The organism is Agromyces sp. Y182, from assembly GCF_059445385.1.
The window spans coordinates 264,822-281,268 of sequence record NZ_JCAIUF010000001.1; the positions used below are offsets into that span (position 1 = coordinate 264,822).

Sequence of the window (16,447 nt, forward strand, 5' to 3'; positions counted from 1 at the left end):
GGTGGTCGGTCACATGCGTTCGGGCGCCGACACTCCGAGCAGATCGAGCCCGTTGCGGAGAACCTGACCCGTCGCATCGTTCAGCCAGAGCCTCGTGTGGTGCAGCTCGCCGATCGGTTCTTCGCCGAGCGGCAGCACCCGGCAGTTGTCGTACCAGCGGTGGTAGAGGCCCGCGAGCTCTTCGATGTAGCGCGCGACGCGGTGCGGCTCACGCAACTCGGCCGCCTGCGCCACGACGCGCGGGAAGTCCTGGAGGGCGCCGAGCAGTGCCGACTCCGTCTCATGGGTCAGCAGCTCGGGCGCGAACGACGAACGGTCGAGACCGATGGATGCCGCGTTGCGGTCGACCGCGCACGTGCGGGCATGCGCGTACTGCACGTAGAAGACGGGGTTGTCGTTCGTGCGGCGCTGCAGGATCTCGGGGTCGATCGTCAGCGGCGAGTCGGCGGGAAAACGCGCCAGCGTGTAACGCAGCGGGTCGGTGCCGAGCCAGGCCTGGAGGTCGTCGTGCTCGATGATGTTGCCCGCACGCTTGGAGAGCCGCGCACCGTTGATCGACACGAGCTGGCCGATGAGCACCTCGATGTCGCGCTCGGGGTCGTCTCCCGCGGCGCCGGCGAGCGCCTTGAGGCGGTGCACGTAGCCGTGGTGGTCGGCGCCGAGCAGGTAGATCTTGTGGTTGAAGCCGCGGTCGCCCTTGTCGAGGTAGTACGCGGCATCGGCGGCGAAGTACGTGTAGACGCCGTTGCTGCGACGGATCACGCGGTCTTTGTCGTCGCCGAAGTCGGTCGTGCGCACCCAAACAGCGTCATCTTCGTCGAAGACGTGGCCCTGGGCGCGAAGCCGCTCGACGGCGGTGTCGATGTCGGAAAGGCCGTCGTCACCCTTCGTCTGCAGTCGACGTTCACTCGTCCACACGTCGAAGTGCACGTTGAAGCGCTCGAGCGAGGCGCGGATCTCGCCGAGCTGCAGCTCGTATGCGATCTCGGTGGCCGCGTGCAGGGCGACTGCGTCATCGAGCTCGAGCAGCTTGGGCTCGCGCTCGAGCACGCGCTTTGCGAGATCGGTGATGTAGCTGCCGGGGTAGCCGCCCTCGGGCGTCGGCTCGCCCTTGGCTGCCGCGAGTATCGAGAGACCGAAGTTCTCCATCTGTTTGCCTGCGTCGTTGATGTAGTACTCGTTGGCGACTTCGGCACCCGCAGCACGCAGCACACGGCCGATCGCATCGCCGAGCGCCGCCCAGCGGGTGTGACCGATGTGCAATGGGCCGACCGGGTTCGCCGAGACGAACTCGAGGTTGATGACGCTGCCAGCGAGCGAATCGCTGTGCCCGAATGCGGGGCCGGCGTCGACGATCGTCTTCGCGAGCGCACCGGCGGCCGCGGCGTCGAGCCGGATGTTGATGAATCCCGGGCCCGCGACCTCGGCGCTCGCGACTCCCTCGATCGCGGCGAGGCCCGCGGCGAGCTCGGTGGCGATCTGGCGCGGGTTCGTGCCGAGCGGCTTCGCCACCCGCATCGCGATGTTCGAGGCCCAGTCGCCGTGCTCGCGGTTCTTCGGCCGCTCGAGCGCGACGTCGCCGAGGCCGAGCTCGAGCGTCACCTCGTCGCCTGCCGCACGACGTCGCTCGATCAGGGCGAGAACGAGGTCGTGGAGGGCATGGGAAAGATCGGCGGGAGTCACCCGCAAATCCTACCCGTCGCCATTGATAAGGTTCGTCTCATGTCGCGCTCGCTGCACCTGCCCCGCACCCGCCCCACCGCCATCGTGCTCCTTGCCGCGGCATCCGTGATGCTGCTGAGCGGATGCACCGGCGAATCCCCCGAAGCCAGCGAAACCGCCCCGCCTCCTGCGGCGTCGGATACGCCGGTCGCCACCGCCGAGCCGACCGAGACCGCCGAGCCGCTGGTGCCCTTCGAGATCGCGTGCGATGCGTTGCTCACCCCTGATCAGGTGTACGAGTTCAACCCGAACTACGGCGCCGCCCCCGACTTCGCACCCTCCGGCGCCGGTGTCGTCGCCGTGGTCGACGAAGCCGGCACCGCGTGCGGCTGGCTGAACCAGACGAGCGGCGCGCTCATCGAGATCGGGGTCGCGACTCCCCCGTCGGCCACACTCGTCGCCCACAAGAACGATGCCGCGATGGGCTCGAACCCCGTGCCCACCTACGGCACGCCGCCCGAGGTCGAGGGGTACTTCGGTCAGACCGCAGGCAGCGGTCAGGCGCAGATCTTCACCGGCCCGTACTGGATCGTCATCGAGTCCGCCGACCTCTTCGAACCCGGCGATGCGGCCCAACTCGTCACCGCGGTGCTCGGGAACCTTCCCGCCGCCTGACGGCGGCGCCTCTCGCGATGAGATCGGCACAGGGCACACCGTCGTGGCTCGGCGCGGTCAACGACCGCGTCGGCCTCTCTGCCCTGCTCGATCACGGCCCACTCACCCGCAATCGCATCTGTGAACTCGTCGGGGTCTCCAAGCCCACGGCGTCGATGATGATGACCCGGCTGATCGCCGCGGGGGTCGTCGAGGAGCGCGGCCAGGTCGCCGGCAACCCCGGTCGCAGTGCCACGCTGTACGCCGCCCGCACCGACCGTCCGCTCGGCGTCGCGATCGCGATCGAGGCCGGAGAACTCCGGGCCTCGGTGGTCGACGCGGCCGGCGGCGAGCACCCGGTGGTGCGCACCGAGCTGTCGCACGACGCGACGAACCGCGATGCCGTGCGCGAGGTCGGCGCCGCGATCCGCGACGCGAGCGCAGCCGCGGGCACCGACCCGGCCGTCGTGCACTCGGTCTGCATCGGCACCGCCGGCTACGTCGACCCGGGCGAAGAGGGCACGCTCTTCAGCGAAACGCTGCCCGGCTGGCCCGCCACCGGGTTGCGCCGTACGCTCGAGGCCGAGCTCGGAGTCGCGGCCTACATCGAGAACGACGTGAACCTCGCCGCGATCGCCGAACGTGATGCCGGGGCGGGCGAAGGTCGAGACGTCTTCGCCCTGCTCTGGCTCGGCAATGGCGTCGGCGCCTCGTTCGACGTGGCCGGCGACCTGCACCGCGGCAGCTTCGGCGGAGCGGGCGAGGTCGGCTTCCTGCCGCTCTCCGCCGCCGCGGCCGCACTCGACTCGCACGCCGTCACGAGTCAAGACCTCGCGGGCGCCGCGGCCGTTCGCCGCATCGCCGCCGCTCATGGCCTCGAATCCTCCGACCATCGCACGGCGCTCGAGGCCATCGCGGCGAGCGACGCCCGCGATGCGATCGTCGACGAACTCGGCGAGCGCGTCGCCCACATCTCACTGCCGCTGCTCGCGACCCTCGATCCGGGCCGGCTCGTGCTCGCCGGGCCCACCGCGATCGTCGGTGGGCAACCGCTCGCGACGGCGGTGGAACGCGGCATCCGTCGCCTCAGTCGCTGGTACCCCGAGGTCGTCGCGACCCGCATCGACCACGACCCAGTACTGCACGGCGCGCGTGCGTTCCTGACTGCGAAGGTGCGCGACGACCTGCTCGGCACGGTCGCGCGACTCAGCCTCTCCTGAGGCTGCAGAACGCCGGCCCACGGGTCTGGATGCGGCGCGCGAAGTGGTAGTCTCTCTAGCTGTGCGCCTCCGTAGCTCAGGGGATAGAGCGCCGGTTTCCGGTACCGTAGGTCGGGGGTTCGAATCCCTCCGGGGGCACTTTGGATGGTCTCGAGTTCTCAGAGAATTCACGAGACGCAGCTCGGAACGAAAGCCGCTCGATTCGAGCGGCTTTCCTCGTTCTTCTCCCACTCAGAGCTTCGTCAGCATGATGCGCATACTCACGGCGCACGGCAGGTCACCTGCGACGCAAGCTCGACATCCACGGCGGTCCGTGCGCCATCCACACCGTTCGCGGCGTCGGCTACGTGCTCAGAGCGCCGCGATGACCCTGCGCACGCGGTTGACGGTGCTCGCCGCGGGCGCGGTGACACTCGTGGTCGTCGCTGCCGCCATCGTGGCGTGGCTCCTGGCGCGCGGCGCGATGCTCGACGGGGTCGACGCGGGCCTGATGGATCGCGCGAGCGATCCGGACATCGTCGCCGGCGCCGCCGAAGTGGCCGGCGATGACGACGAAGCAGAAGGGCGATTGCTCTTCCACACCCCTGCGGGCTCATCTCGTCTCGGCCCCAACGAAACCGGCCGCCCCGTCGTCTGAAAAGATGACGGGGGAATCTCCGCCGTCGGGAGGAGCGTGCGTGAACGGGTCGTGGGACGCGGTCGCCGTCGCGCTCGTGCGTGAGCGCGGCGATGCGCTGAGTCGATACGCCTACCTGCTCACGGGCAGCGCCGACGATGCGGCCGACCTCGTGCAGGATGCGCTCGTGCGCACGTTCGGGCGGCCCCGCATGAGCCTCACGCTGCCCCGCGCCGAGGCGTACGTGCGCCGAGCGATCCTGAATGCGGTCATCGACCGATCGCGACGCAACGGCACGTGGCGGCGGGTGCGGCACCTCGCGCTTGCTCCGACCTCGGTGGAGTCCACCGCCGCGGCGAGCGATGAACGCCTCGACCTCGCAGCGCGGGTGCGACAGTTGGCACCGCGTCAGGCGGCGTGCATCGTGCTGCGCTACTACGACGACCTCACGGTCGACGCCATCGCCACCGTGCTCGGCATCAGCTCGGGTGCGGTCAAGCGATACCTCAGCGACGGGCTGCGGGCGCTCTCCTCCGCGATCGATCCGGCGGGCGAACGCTCCGCACGAACGGGAGGCAGCCATGTCGGCACCTGAACGCGACGAGCTCGGCGAGCGCGTCGACGCAGAGCTGAGGGCTGCAGCGGATGCCGCGGCGCCGCGGCCCATCGACGCCGACGCCGTCGTTTCGGCCAGCCGTGCCCGGCGACGCTCGCGGCGCACGGCGATCGTCGGTGCCGCGGCATCCGGCGTCATCGTGCTCGGCCTCGGCGGCATCGTGCTCAGCGGCGGTTTCGGCGTCTCGACGACGGCCGGCGACTCGGCCGGGGTCGAGGCTCCCGCGGCCGCCACCGCACCGGAGTCGCTCGAGGAGTCGGCGGCGGGCGACGCGCTCGGGCTGGGGTTCGCCTCGCCCGAGTCGCTGAACCGGTGCGGGACGCCGGTCGCCTCGCCGTCGGATGCCGCGGCGACCCCGCTCGCCATCACGGTCACCGTCTCCGAGGTCGTGGCGGCCGGGGCATCAGTCGACGCGATCGTCACCGTGACGAACACGGGCACCGACCCGGTGACCGGTGAGCTGCGGCTCGCCCCGGCCCTCGCCGTCGCGGAGTCGGGCATCACGGTCTGGCACTCGCGCGACGCCGATCCGACGAGCCGGCCGATCGCACTCGCCCCCGGCGCCTCGATCGAGCTCGTCGGCTCGTTCGACACCCGGCGCTGCTCCCCCGACGACGCGTCCGCGTCGGCCGCTGCGCTGCCGCCCGGCGAGTACGGGCTGAGCGCCGTCGTCGGTTTCTCAGACCCGGCGCAGAGTTCGATCGGCAGCCTGGTCTCGCCGTCATCGACGTTCACCGTCGAGTGAGGGCGGCCGCCTCGCACCCGGCGTCGCCCGGCGTGCTGGCGCCCGGGGAGCGACTGCCTCCCGCGAGGGATCTCGCGACCTCGCTCGGCATCACCTGCACACGGTTCTGCGCGCGACGACGTGGACGAGGCACGCAGCCGCCCCATAGACTCGGATCGTCCGCTCGGGCGGGGGAAAGGCACTGGTGCATGCGCGCAGTACGCAAGTGGTCCGCGGCTCTCGCGATCGTCGCCGGGGCGGTGATCGGAGCAGGCGCGACCGGCATCGCGTGGGCTGAAGACCCCGTCGCATTCGAAGCGGGCTCTCCCGTGGTCGACACCGTCGACGCCCTCGGCGGCGATACCGACGAGGTCGTGGCCGCGCTCGACTCCGCTGCCGACCGCAGCGGTCGGCAGCTCTTCGTCGCCTACGTCAGCACCTTCACGAACCCCGCGACCGCTGCGGCGTGGGCCGACGAAACCGCCATCGCCAACAACCTCGGCGCCGAAGACTACCTGCTCGCGGTCGCCGTCGACGGCGGCGCCTACTACCTCTCGGCGGCCGGCGACGCCGCACTCTCCGACGACGAACTCGACCGCATCAGTCTCGACGTCATCGAGCCGGAGCTCCGCGCCGGCGACTGGGCGGGTGCGGCGATCGCGGGCGCCGACGCCATCGCCGGCGATTCCGGCGGAGGCGGATGGGGCTGGGGACTCGTCTGGTTCATCGTCATCGCCGCCGTCGTCATCGCGATCATCGCGATCGTGCTCGCGCGGCGCAAGAAGAAGCGTGCAGCGGGCGGGGGCGCCGGCAAAGTGCCGCTCCCCTCGATCGACGAGCTGCGCCGTCAGGCCGGCAGCGCCCTCGTGCAGGCCGACGACGCGGTGAAGACGAGCGAAGAGGAACTCGGCTTCGCCGTCGCCTCATACGGCGAGGCGGCGACCGAGTCGTTCAAGGCCGCCCTCGTCAATGCGAAGGCCAAGCTCGCCGAGGCATTCGCCCTGCAGCAGCAACTCGACGACGCGACCCCCGACACCGACGAGCAGCGTCGCGAATGGTACGGCGGCATCATCAAGCTGGCCGACGAAGCCGACGCGCTTCTCGACGATCAGGCCGAGCAGTTCGACGAATTGCGCGCGCTCGAGCGGGACGCGCCCGCGGCACTCGAGCGGGCGGTGGCCGCCGCGACCGAAGCCGAGACCGCGATTGCACCGGCCGGGCAGCGGCTCGCCGCACTCACAGCGCAGTACGCGGCATCCGCCACCGCGCCCGTGACCGACAATCTCACGCAGGCTCAATCGCGCATCGGGTTCGCTCGCGAGGCGCTCGCGGCCGCGAGCGCCGATCTCGCAGCAGGCAACGCCGCGCAGGCTGCCGTCAGCATTCGAGCCGCCGAAGAGGCCGTCGACCAGACCAAGCTGCTGACGGTCGCCGTCGAACGTCTCGCGGCAGACCTTGCGACCGCAGACAGCACGGTGGCGTCGGGCGTCGACGAGCTCGACCGCGACGTTGCAACGGCACGCGGACTCGCGAACGAGTCGGCGACGGCCGTCGCCGAGCGGGTCGCCGCCGAGGCCGCCGCGATCCGGGCCGCGATCACTGCACCCGGGCGCGACCCCATCGCGTTGCAGGCACGGTTCGAGCAGGCCGACGGTGAGATCGACGCGACCATCCAGAGCGTTCGCGACGCCGCCGAGCAGGCCGCCCGAGCCCAAGCCCAACTCGCCCGGGCCCTCACGACCGCGCGATCCCAGGTGCAGGCGACCGAGGACTACCTCGTCGCGCGGCGCGGCGCGATCGGCGCCGAGGCGCGCACGCGGCTCGCCGAGGCGGGTCGACTGCTCGTCGAGGCCGAAGGAGTCGCGGCGACGGACCCCGCCGCCGCCCTCACCTCTGCGCAACGGGCCGAACGCCTCGCGTCCGAGGCCATGTCGTACGCGCAACGCGACGTCGGCGGGTTCGGCGGCGGCGCGGGCGGCATGAGCGGCTACGGGGGGAACACCGGTGGCGGCAGTTCGGGCGGCGACATCTTCGGCGCGGTGCTCGGCGGCATCCTCATCAATTCGGTCCTCGGCGGCGGCCGAGGAGGCGGTTTCGGGGGCGGAGGCCGCTCCTCGGGCGGCTTCGGCGGAGGCCGGAGCAGCGGCCGCTCGGCGGGCAGTTTCGGCGGCTCCGCGACCCGGTCGCGGCGCGGAAGCGGAGGCCGATTCTGAGCCCCCTGACGCGCCAGAGCGCACCGCGCCACAGCGAACACTGAGTCCCCGACCACGACCGTCACGACCGAACTTCGATCAACCACGAAAGGAACGACCATGGCAAAGCAGTCCATCTTCGGACGGATCTCGCAACTCGTGCGAGCCAACGTCAACAACCTCATCGACCAGGCGGAAGACCCGCAGTTGATGCTCGACCAGATGGTGCGCGACTTCACGAACGCGATCGCCGACGCTGAGGCCGCCATCGCCGAGACGATCGGCAACCTGCGCCTGCTCGAAGACGATCACCGCGAAGACGTCGAGGCGGCCCGTGAATGGGGCGAGAAGGCCGTCGCCGCGAGCCGCAAGGCCGATGAACTGCGCACCGCCGGCGACGCCTCGGGTGCCGACAAGTTCGACAACCTCGCGAAGGTCGCTCTCAGCCGCCAGATCTCCTCCGAAAACGAGGCGAAGGCGGCCGAGCCGCAGATCGCCGCGCAGACCGAGGTCGTCGACAAGCTGAAGTCGGGCCTCAACGGCATGAAGGAAAAGCTCGTCCAGCTGCAGAACAAGCGCTCCGAGCTCGTCGCGCGCGCGAAGACGGCCCAGGCGCAGAAGCAGGTGCACGATGCCGTCAAGTCGATCGACATCCTCGACCCGACGAGCGACATCGGTCGCTTCGAAGACAAGATCCGCCGCGAGGAAGCCGTGGTTCGCGGCCAGGCCGAGCTCGCCGCGTCGAGCCTCGACGCGCAGTTCAACGAACTCGACGACCTCGGCGAGCTCACCGAGGTCGACGCGCGACTCGCGGCACTGAAGGCCGGCGGCTCCCAGGGCGCGATCGGCGGCTGAATGAGCGACGCCGACCGGTCGAATCCCACGACCTGATCGGCTCCACGACGGCCGTGCCGCGCGAAGGATCGCGTGGCACGGCCGTTCGCATGTCGGTGACGCTCGACGGGCGACGGCGGGCGCAGATCTCCGTTCAGCGCGAGATACTTGACAGCATGCCCGCTACCTTCGTCGTCGTTCCCCTCTGGCAGGGGTCTGTCTCCTCCCGTGCCATGAGCCATGCAGACGGCGCCGAAGCCGTCCTCGGCGACCTGCCGTCTTCGTCGACGACCGTCGTCGAAGTCCCCGTTGAGGCCGGCGAGGCCCTCGGCACGGGCGTGCTGCGCTACAGCACCCTCGTGCGCGTGCGGGAACGCACAGCCGAGGCCCTCCGCCGGGTGCCCGACTGGGCGCTCACGATCGGCGGCGACTGTGGCGCCTCCCTCGCGTCGGTCGGCCACGCCTCCATGCGCACCGGGGGCGACCTCGCGGTGCTTTGGCTCGACGCACATCCCGACCTGAACACCCCCGACTCCTCGCCGTCCGGTGGGTTCGGCGGCATGACCCTGCGAGCCATCGTCGGTGAGGGCGCCGAGGGGCTCGCGTTGGGTCCTGACACTCGTGTCGCTCCCGAGCGGCTCGTACTCGGCGGCGTCCGTGCGATCGACGACGAAGAGCGCCGCTTCATCGACGCACACGGGGTGTCGACGCTCACCGTGGAAGATCTTTCCGACCCCACGGTCGTGATCTCCGCGCTCGAAGCGACCGGAGCGTCGAACGTCTTCGTGCACATCGATCTCGACGTGCTCGATCCCTCGGCGCTCGCCGGGCTCTCCTACCCGATGCCGTTCGGCATCGGCGCCACCGAGCTCGTGGCGCTCGTGCGTGCCGTCGTCGCCCGTTTCCCGCTCGCGGGCGCCGCGATCGCCGGCTTCGCGCCGGCCTCCCCGCAGGCAGCTGACGACGACCTGCCGACGATCCTGCGTCTCGTGGGCGCACTGACTTCCGGCGGAACGGCCGAACAACGCTGATTCCGGATGACCCGGGGCGCCGTTCTGCCTAGGCTTGAGCCAGGCCGCCGGCGAGCGCCGGCACGCCGGAGGGGAACGGGATGGAACGCGAAGTCGACGTCATCGTCATCGGCGCAGGGCCGGTCGGAGAGAACGCGGCGGATCGAGCTCGAGCTGCGGGGCTCGAGGTCGTGCTCGTCGAACGAGAACTCGTGGGCGGCGAATGCTCGTACTGGGCGTGCGTTCCCTCGAAGACGCTGCTCCGAAGCGCCGCCGCGCTGCGCGCCGCACAACGTGTCGGCGGCGCCAGGGAGGCGGTGACCGGGCGCCTCGATGTGTCGGCGGTGCTCGCCCGACGCGACTACTGGGTCTCCGATTGGAGCGACCAGGGCGGTGCCGACTGGCTGGCGAGCGTCGACATCGGCCTCGAGCGCGGCCACGGCCGCCTCGACGGCGAACGTCGCGTCGTCGTGGAGCGCCCCGACGGCACCCGCATCACGCTCCTCGCCCGGCACGCGGTCATCGTGGCGACGGGATCGGATCCCGTCGTGCCACCGATCGAAGGTCTGGCCGAAGCGCTCGCCTGGACGAGCCGCGAGGCCACGAGCGTCACCGATCCGCCCGCACGACTCGCGATCATCGGCGGCGGCGTCGTCGCGGTCGAGATGGCGACCGCATATGCGGGATTCGGCACCGAGGTCACCGTGCTCGCCCGCAGCGGCCTGCTCGGCGGCATGGAACCGTTCGCCGGGGAGGCCGTCGCCGAAGGTCTGCGCGGGCTCGGGGCATCCGTTCGCCTCGGTGTGCAGCCCTCGCGGGTCGAGCGCAACGACTCCGGTGAGGTCGTCATCACCCTCGTCGACGGCGCCGTCGTGACGGCCGACGAAGTGCTCGTCGCCACCGGTCGCAAGCCGCGCACCGAGCAGCTCGGCCTCGAGACCGTCGGCCTCGAACCCGGCGCCTGGGTCGACGTCGACGACACGATGCTCGCGGGCGGCGCGACCGGTAACGACGATGCACCATGGCTCTACGCCGTGGGCGACATCAATCATCGGGCTCTGCTGACCCATCAGGGCAAGTACCAGGCGCGCGCAGCCGGCGACCTCATCGCGGCGCGCGCGCTCGCGCGGGAGCAGCAGACCGGGCCATGGGGCGCGCACGTCGCGACCGCAGACCACTCCGCCGTGCCGCAGGTCGTGTTCGCGGAACCCGAGTGCGTCTCGGTCGGGTTCACGCTCGCCGCCGCCGAGCGCCAGGGCCTGCGTGTGCGCGTCGCCGACGTCTCGTTCGCCTCCGTCAGTGGTGCCGGCATCCTCGCCGACGACTACCAAGGCCAGGCACGACTCGTCGTCGACGCCCAGCGCAACACGGTGGTCGGCGCGACCTTCGTCGGTCAAGACGTCGCCGAACTGCTGCAGTCGGCGACCATCGCGATCGTCGGCGAGGTGCCGATCGACCGGCTCTGGCACGCGGTGCCGGCTTTTCCGACGATGAGTGAGGTCTGGTTGCGATTGCTCGAAGCGCTCGGGAGGCCGGCGGCTGCGGATGCCGCGGAGTCGACCGACGCACCGGCGGCGGTCGCGTGAGCGAGCCCACCCTCCGCATCAGCCTCACGAGCTCCCCGATCAGCCGCCTCGGCTACTGGTGGGCGACCGCCGTCGGCTTCACCTGGGGCTTCATCTGGAGCACGGGGCCGATCGAGCGACGCAAGGGACTCATCGTCTTCACCGGCATGCCGAAGTGGACCTTCCGCCGCGGCGGTTCGTGTGTCGGCGGCTGCTATCTCACCAACCGCAACGCCGGCGACCGCGTGCTCGGGCATGAGGCGGTGCACAAGGAGCAGTGGCTGAAGTACGGCATGCTCTTTCCGCTGTTCTACTTCATCGCCGGGCGAGACCCACTGAAGAACCGGTTCGAGATCGAAGCCGGGCTCGAGGCGGGCGGCTACCTGCCTACCCCTCGGCGCGGCCGAGCTTCCAGTACCCCATGAAGGCGACGCGGCGTCGGTCGACACCGAGTCCCTTGACGAGATGCCGCCGAAGGGTGGTGATCGCCGAGGCCTCGCCAGCGAGCCAGGCGTAGAGTCCGCCGTCGTCGGCCGCTTCCGGCACCTCCCACAAGAGGTCCTCCTCGCCGAGCGATGGCAATTCCCGAATCGCGGCAGGCGCGGCGGCGGGTACGGCCGCCGCCGCGGGGTCGGCAGCCACCCACGCGTCGGCCCATTCCGTGACCGCCTGCACGAGGCGAGCGCCGAACCCGACGCTCGCCTCGCCGCGCGGGAGCCAGTTCACCTCGACGCCGGCCGGAGCCCGGAGCTCCAGCGCGTCGCCGGCCTCGGGCACCTCGAGGAAGACCGCCCCGCGCGCATCGGCCGGCAGTTGCTCGAGAATCGTGCCGACCGCAGGAACGGCGGTCTCGTCGCCGACGATGAGCAACGTGCGGGCGGCGCCCGGGTGCCACTCCCAACCACCCGACTCCTCGTCGCTCGTGGCGTCGGGCGCAACGATGAGCATGCGGTCGCCGGGTTGCGCGCCCGCGATCCAACGGGATGCCGGACCGCTGTCACCGTGGGCGACGAAGTCGACGTCGAGTTCGCCCGCTTCGGGACGGGCCGCGCGGATCGTGTACGTGCGGATCGGGTTGCGCCGCTCCTCGGGCAACGCCCGCCACGCGGCGTACCAGTCGGCCTCGATCGGCACCTCATCGAATCCGCTCGCCACGAGGGGCAGCACGACCTTGATGCGTTGATCGGGGCCGTCCCAACCGACCTCCCGGAGGTCGTCGGAGCGGAACGTCACACGCACGAAGTGCGGCGACATCCGCCTGATCTCACCGACTTTCGTGTCGAACACGCGGTATCCGGGCTTGGCCATGGAACGTCTCTCTCTGGTGGGAACGGATCAGGCGGTGCGGCGCGAACGCCACAGCAGCCAGACGAAGTAGGGGGCGCCGACGATCGCCGTCAGCAGGCCGGCGGGCAGTTGGGCGGGGGCGATGAGCGTGCGGCCGAGAGTATCGGCGACGCACACGAGCAGCGCGCCGAGCAGTGCCGCGAGGGGCAGCACGAGGGCGTGACGCGAGCCCACGAGCGCCCGCGCCGCGTGCGGCGCGACGAGCCCGACGAAGCCGATGACGCCGACCGCCGCGACCGCCGTCGCCGCAAGTACGACGCTGACCGCGAGCAGACCGAGGCGTGCAGAACCGAGCCGCACGCCGAGAACGCGCGGCGTGTCGTCGTCGAAGGCCAGCAGGTCGAGCTCACGGCGGGCCGAGGCGAGCAGCGGCACCGAAGCGAGGATCACGAGCGCGAGCGGAATCAACTGCGGGAACGTTCGCCCGTACGTCGAGCCCGACAACCAGGTCAGTGCCTTGGCCCCGTTGTACGGGTCGGTCGCGATGATGAGCATCGAGGTGACGGCGCCCGCGGCTGCGGAGACGCCCAGCCCGATCAGGATGAGCCGCGTCGATGCGAGGCCGCCACGCATCGCGAGTCCGAAGACGATGAGGGCGGCGAGCGCCGCCCCGGCGAGGCCGCCGACCGTCACTCCGAGGAACGTCGCGAACGGCCAGAAGGTGATCACGACCACTGCGCCGACGCCCGCTCCCCCGGTGACGCCGAGGATCGCGGGTTCGGCGAGCGGGTTTCGCGAGACGGCCTGCACGACCGTACCCGCGAGCGCGAGCGCGGCGCCGGCGAGGATCGCCGCGGCGACGCGGGGAGCGCGGGTGTTCATCACGAACTCGACGAGCGGCCCGGCTTGGCCGGTGATCCAGTTGAGCACGTCGCCGCCGAGGAGCTTCGCGTCACCGAGCAGGAGCGATACGAAGGCGAGCGCGAGGAGCAGCACTGCGGATGCCGCGATCACGACCACGCGGCCGCGTCGTGAGAGGCCCGCCCCGATCACGAAGCCGGCGCCGCTATCCGACGATGCCCGAGCGCGCAGGGCGAGCGCGATGAGGAACACCGCGCCGAAGATCGTGGTGACGATGCCCGTCGGCACCTCGACGGCGGCCTGGCCGCCGAATGCGAGTCGCAGCAGCACGTCCGCGCCGAGCACGACGATGACGCCCATCAGGGCGGCGGCGGGGATGAGCAGCACATGCCGTTGCATGCCGGGCACCCGCACGGCGATGAGTCGAACGATCGCGGGCGCCGCGAGTCCCACGAAGCCGATCGGCCCCGCGACGGTGACGGCGGCGGCCGAAAGCAGCACCGCGATGAGGATGCCGATGAGCCGCGTGCGACGCACCCGGACGCCGAGCACCGTGGCGGTGTCTTCGCCGAGGGCGATGAGGTCGAACTGGCGGGTGAACAGGAAGAGTGCCGCGACCGCCAACAGTACGATCGGTCCGAGCTGCAGCATCGGCCCCATGCTCGTCTGGGCGAGGCTGCCGTTGCCCCACGCGTAGAGCCCCTCGGTGCGTTCGGGGTAGAGCAGGATCAGCATCGTCGTGAGCGCCATGAGCGCCAGCGCGATGGCCGAGCCGGCGAGCACGAGCCGCACCGTGCCGCCGCCGCCTCCGCCGCGCCCGCCGCCCGCCGAGAGCGCGAGCACGAGACCGGCCGCGGCGAGGCCGCCGACGAAGGCCACGACTCCGCCGCCGACAACCGGCACCACGATTCCGAACGCCGCCACCGCGACGACGGCGAGATACGAGCCGGCGTTCACCGCGAGTGTGTCGGGCGAGGCGAGCACGTTGCGCGAGACACTCTGCATGACGAGCCCCGCGACACCCAGCGCGACACCCACGAGCACGCCGGCGGCGAGCCGAGGCATCCGCGAGGCGACGAGCACGGCGGCCGACTGGTCGTCGGAGCCGCCTCCGAGCAGTCCGAGGAGTTCCGGCAGCCCGACGCTCGCCGAGCCCTGCGTGACATGCACCGCCGCGAGCAGCGTCGCGATGACGAGGCCGAGTGCGAGCAGGAGCACCGCGCCGAGGCGGGGCCGTGCGGCCCCGCCCGGCGCGGGATTCAGCGCTGCGGCCTCGTCAGCCGGCAAGAGTGGCGACGACGGCATCGATGTAGTCGTTCATCGACGAGGGGCCGCCGAACATCCAGACGCCGTCGGGCAGGCGGTGCACCTTGCCGCTCTGCACGAAGGGCAGCGACTGCCACACTGCGTTGCCGGCGAGCTCATTCTGGTACGGGTCGATGTCTCCGTTGGCGATGTAGAGGAACTCCACGTCGCCGACGCCGGTCAGGCCCTCGACGTCGGTGGTACCGAGGCCGTAGTCGGCGTCACCCTCGCCGGTCCAGGCGTTCTCGAGACCGAGTTCCTCGGCGACGGCGGTGAGCAGCGCCCCCTCGGCGAACGGGCGGATCGAGACCTGACCGCCGCTGGGCCAGGCATCGCTCATCATGAACGGGGCGCCGGCGAGACCGGCGTCGGCGAGCGCCGCCGTGCCCTCTGCGAGCTTCTCCTGGAAGCCGGCGAGCACCTCTTCACCCTCGGCCTCCTGACCGGTGGCGATGGCGATGCGTTCGAGGTTCTTCTCCATCTGCCCGATGGGGTTCGAGGCGTCGGCGCCGCGCACCACGAGTACGGGCGCGAACTCCTCGATCTGGGCGATGACCGACTCCGACAGGTCGCTGGTGGTCAGCACGAGGTCGGGCGCGAGGCCCGCGATGGCGTCGACCGAGGGCTCGCCGCGCATTCCGACATCCGTCACGCCCTCATCGAGGGGCTCCGACTTGACCCAGTCGCCATAGCCCTCGACATCGGCGACGCCGACGGGCATGACGCCGAGCGCGACGAGGTTCTCCGCGGTGTTCCACTCGAGCGCGACGATCTTCTCGGCCGGTGCCGCCAGTTCGATGTTCTCGCCGCGGTCATCGGTGATGACGATCGCGGCCTCGCCGCTCGCCTCACCGGCGTTCTCGGTGGTGCCGCAGCCGGTGAGCAGCAGCACGGATGCCGCGGCAATGGCGGTCAGGGCGATGGTCGGCCGATTCACGGCAGCTCTTCTCATGGTGTCCTTCGATGGGCGCGCGGGCATGAGGCTCCCACGCGCGGGGGTGGAGGGGTCGAGCCGGCGCTAGGCGACGGCGAGTCGTTCGACGCGTTGACGGGTGTTGTACCGGCCGATGGGGCACGTCGTGATGCAGCCGCGGTCGTCGACCTCGACGTCGACGCGGATGCCGTAGGCCGAGCTCAGCACGTCGGAGACGAGCACCTGTGCGGGCGTGCCGACGGCGCGGATGCGACCGGATTCGAGCAGCACCACCCGGTCGGCGACGGCAGCAGCCTGGTCGAGGTCGTGGAGCACGACGCCGATGGTCACGCCGTGCTCGTCGGCGAGTTCGCGGATGAGGTCGAGGAGTTCGACCTGGTAGCGCAGGTCGAGGTAGGTGGTCGGCTCGTCGAGCAGGAGCACGCCGGTGTCTTGCGCGAGGCAGGAGGCGAGCCAGACACGCTGCATCTGCCCGCCCGAGAGCTGGTCGACGGGCTGGTCGGCGAATGCGGTGACGCCCGTGAGTTTCATGGCCCGGGCGACGATCTCGCCGCCCCCGGCGTCGCCGGCGATCCAGCGGCCGCGGTGCGGGTGGCGCCCGAACTCCACGAGCTCGCGCACGGTGATGCCGCCCGGTGTAGGGCGGCTCTGGGCGAGTAACGTCACTCGGCGCGCGAAGTCGCGACCGTTCAGCGTGGCGGCATCGACGCCGTGCTCCAGAAGGTCGGCGGGTTCGGCGTCGAGCGCGCCCGCGCTGATCGTGTGGCCGTTGTCGGCGGCGAGCAGCACCCGGCCGGCATCGGGCTGGTGCAGGCGGGCGAGCGCTCGCAGGAGCGTCGACTTGCCGCTGCCGTTCGGGCCGACGAGCGCGGTGACCTTGCCCGGTTCGAGGTGGATCTCCGCACCGTGCACGACTGGGGCACCGTTGTACGAGAGGGTGAGGTCGTGACCGAGCATGATTCCCACT

Annotated in this window: 15 protein-coding genes and 1 tRNA gene; 11 read left to right on the top strand and 5 right to left on the bottom strand. The window is 71.0% G+C overall.

The features are described from left to right. Positions 1-9: 9 nt before the first annotated feature. On the bottom strand, positions 10-1,683 hold the full coding sequence (gene argS / locus AC1C2R_RS01255; RefSeq protein ID WP_495350721.1) for an arginine--tRNA ligase: 1,674 nt from the start codon (positions 1,681-1,683) through the stop codon (positions 10-12). A 39-nt stretch (positions 1,684-1,722) separates the two neighbouring features. Between argS and AC1C2R_RS01260 the strand changes: the two genes are divergently transcribed. The 11 genes from AC1C2R_RS01260 to AC1C2R_RS01310 all read left to right on the top strand — a co-directional run bounded on the left by AC1C2R_RS01260 (position 1,723) and on the right by AC1C2R_RS01310 (position 11,518). Next, positions 1,723-2,337 carry an iron ABC transporter ATP-binding protein gene (locus AC1C2R_RS01260; protein ID WP_495378666.1) on the top strand — a complete coding sequence of 205 codons (615 nt, stop codon included), beginning with the start codon at positions 1,723-1,725 and terminating at the stop codon, positions 2,335-2,337. 17 nt (positions 2,338-2,354) lie between these two features. Beyond that, positions 2,355-3,536: an ROK family protein gene (locus AC1C2R_RS01265; protein ID WP_495378667.1), complete on the top strand. Its 1,182-nt coding sequence runs from the start codon at positions 2,355-2,357 to the stop codon at positions 3,534-3,536. Between the two features lie 65 nt (positions 3,537-3,601). Beyond that, positions 3,602-3,674: transfer RNA gene (locus AC1C2R_RS01270), tRNA-Arg, on the top strand. Between the two features lie 226 nt (positions 3,675-3,900). Further along, positions 3,901-4,173, top strand: coding sequence for a hypothetical protein (locus tag AC1C2R_RS01275; protein WP_495378668.1), 273 nt, complete (start codon positions 3,901-3,903; stop codon positions 4,171-4,173). Positions 4,174-4,213: 40 nt separating this feature from the next. Further along, positions 4,214-4,747: a sigma-70 family RNA polymerase sigma factor gene (locus tag AC1C2R_RS01280; protein ID WP_495378669.1), complete on the top strand. Its 534-nt coding sequence runs from the start codon at positions 4,214-4,216 to the stop codon at positions 4,745-4,747. Next, positions 4,734-5,513, top strand: a complete 780-nt coding sequence (locus AC1C2R_RS01285) for a hypothetical protein (RefSeq protein ID WP_495378670.1) — start codon at positions 4,734-4,736, stop codon at positions 5,511-5,513. The genes AC1C2R_RS01280 and AC1C2R_RS01285 overlap by 14 nt, the downstream gene beginning before the upstream one ends. A 188-nt stretch (positions 5,514-5,701) precedes the next feature. Beyond that, the gene (locus AC1C2R_RS01290; protein ID WP_495378671.1) at positions 5,702-7,705 is read left to right on the top strand and encodes a TPM domain-containing protein; all 2,004 of its coding nucleotides are present in this window, start codon (positions 5,702-5,704) and stop codon (positions 7,703-7,705) included. 99 nt (positions 7,706-7,804) lie between these two features. Then, positions 7,805-8,539, top strand: coding sequence for a PspA/IM30 family protein (locus AC1C2R_RS01295; RefSeq protein WP_495350728.1), 735 nt, complete (start codon positions 7,805-7,807; stop codon positions 8,537-8,539). Positions 8,540-8,694: 155 nt separating this feature from the next. Then, the gene (locus tag AC1C2R_RS01300; RefSeq protein WP_495378672.1) at positions 8,695-9,549 is read left to right on the top strand and encodes an arginase family protein; all 855 of its coding nucleotides are present in this window, start codon (positions 8,695-8,697) and stop codon (positions 9,547-9,549) included. An 80-nt stretch (positions 9,550-9,629) separates the two neighbouring features. Next, positions 9,630-11,114 carry a dihydrolipoyl dehydrogenase family protein gene (locus tag AC1C2R_RS01305; protein WP_495378673.1) on the top strand — a complete coding sequence of 495 codons (1,485 nt, stop codon included), beginning with the start codon at positions 9,630-9,632 and terminating at the stop codon, positions 11,112-11,114. Next, positions 11,111-11,518, top strand: coding sequence for a Fe-S oxidoreductase (locus AC1C2R_RS01310; RefSeq protein WP_495378674.1), 408 nt, complete (start codon positions 11,111-11,113; stop codon positions 11,516-11,518). The genes AC1C2R_RS01305 and AC1C2R_RS01310 overlap by 4 nt, the downstream gene beginning before the upstream one ends. Here the strand turns inward: AC1C2R_RS01310 and AC1C2R_RS01315 are convergent. From AC1C2R_RS01315 to AC1C2R_RS01330, 4 genes are all read right to left on the bottom strand, one after another. Then, on the bottom strand, positions 11,481-12,401 hold the full coding sequence (locus tag AC1C2R_RS01315; RefSeq protein ID WP_495350732.1) for a siderophore-interacting protein: 921 nt from the start codon (positions 12,399-12,401) through the stop codon (positions 11,481-11,483). The genes AC1C2R_RS01310 and AC1C2R_RS01315 overlap by 38 nt on opposite strands. 27 nt (positions 12,402-12,428) lie before the next feature. Next, positions 12,429-14,546, bottom strand: coding sequence for an iron ABC transporter permease (locus AC1C2R_RS01320; RefSeq protein WP_495378675.1), 2,118 nt, complete (start codon positions 14,544-14,546; stop codon positions 12,429-12,431). Next, complete coding sequence (locus AC1C2R_RS01325; RefSeq protein WP_495378676.1) at positions 14,518-15,483, bottom strand: iron-siderophore ABC transporter substrate-binding protein; 966 nt, start codon at positions 15,481-15,483, stop codon at positions 14,518-14,520. The genes AC1C2R_RS01320 and AC1C2R_RS01325 overlap by 29 nt, the downstream gene beginning before the upstream one ends. An 81-nt stretch (positions 15,484-15,564) precedes the next feature. Further along, positions 15,565-16,437, bottom strand: a complete 873-nt coding sequence (locus tag AC1C2R_RS01330) for an ABC transporter ATP-binding protein (protein ID WP_495378677.1) — start codon at positions 16,435-16,437, stop codon at positions 15,565-15,567. Positions 16,438-16,447 lie beyond the last annotated feature (10 nt).

Excerpts from the sequence above, each read along its gene's own strand:
- AC1C2R_RS01260 (WP_495378666.1), top strand. The coding sequence starts at position 1,723 with ATGTCGCGCTCGCTGCACCTGCCCCGCACCCGCCCCACCGCCATCGTG.
- AC1C2R_RS01265 (WP_495378667.1), top strand. The coding sequence starts at position 2,355 with ATGAGATCGGCACAGGGCACACCGTCGTGGCTCGGCGCGGTCAACGAC.
- AC1C2R_RS01275 (WP_495378668.1), top strand. The coding sequence starts at position 3,901 with ATGACCCTGCGCACGCGGTTGACGGTGCTCGCCGCGGGCGCGGTGACA.
- AC1C2R_RS01285 (WP_495378670.1), top strand. The coding sequence starts at position 4,734 with ATGTCGGCACCTGAACGCGACGAGCTCGGCGAGCGCGTCGACGCAGAG.
- AC1C2R_RS01290 (WP_495378671.1), top strand. The coding sequence starts at position 5,702 with ATGCGCGCAGTACGCAAGTGGTCCGCGGCTCTCGCGATCGTCGCCGGG.
- AC1C2R_RS01295 (WP_495350728.1), top strand. The coding sequence starts at position 7,805 with ATGGCAAAGCAGTCCATCTTCGGACGGATCTCGCAACTCGTGCGAGCC.
- AC1C2R_RS01300 (WP_495378672.1), top strand. The coding sequence starts at position 8,695 with ATGCCCGCTACCTTCGTCGTCGTTCCCCTCTGGCAGGGGTCTGTCTCC.
- AC1C2R_RS01305 (WP_495378673.1), top strand. The coding sequence starts at position 9,630 with ATGGAACGCGAAGTCGACGTCATCGTCATCGGCGCAGGGCCGGTCGGA.
- AC1C2R_RS01315 (WP_495350732.1), bottom strand. The coding sequence starts at position 12,401 with ATGGCCAAGCCCGGATACCGCGTGTTCGACACGAAAGTCGGTGAGATC.
- AC1C2R_RS01320 (WP_495378675.1), bottom strand. The coding sequence starts at position 14,546 with ATGCCGTCGTCGCCACTCTTGCCGGCTGACGAGGCCGCAGCGCTGAAT.
- AC1C2R_RS01330 (WP_495378677.1), bottom strand. The coding sequence starts at position 16,437 with ATGCTCGGTCACGACCTCACCCTCTCGTACAACGGTGCCCCAGTCGTG.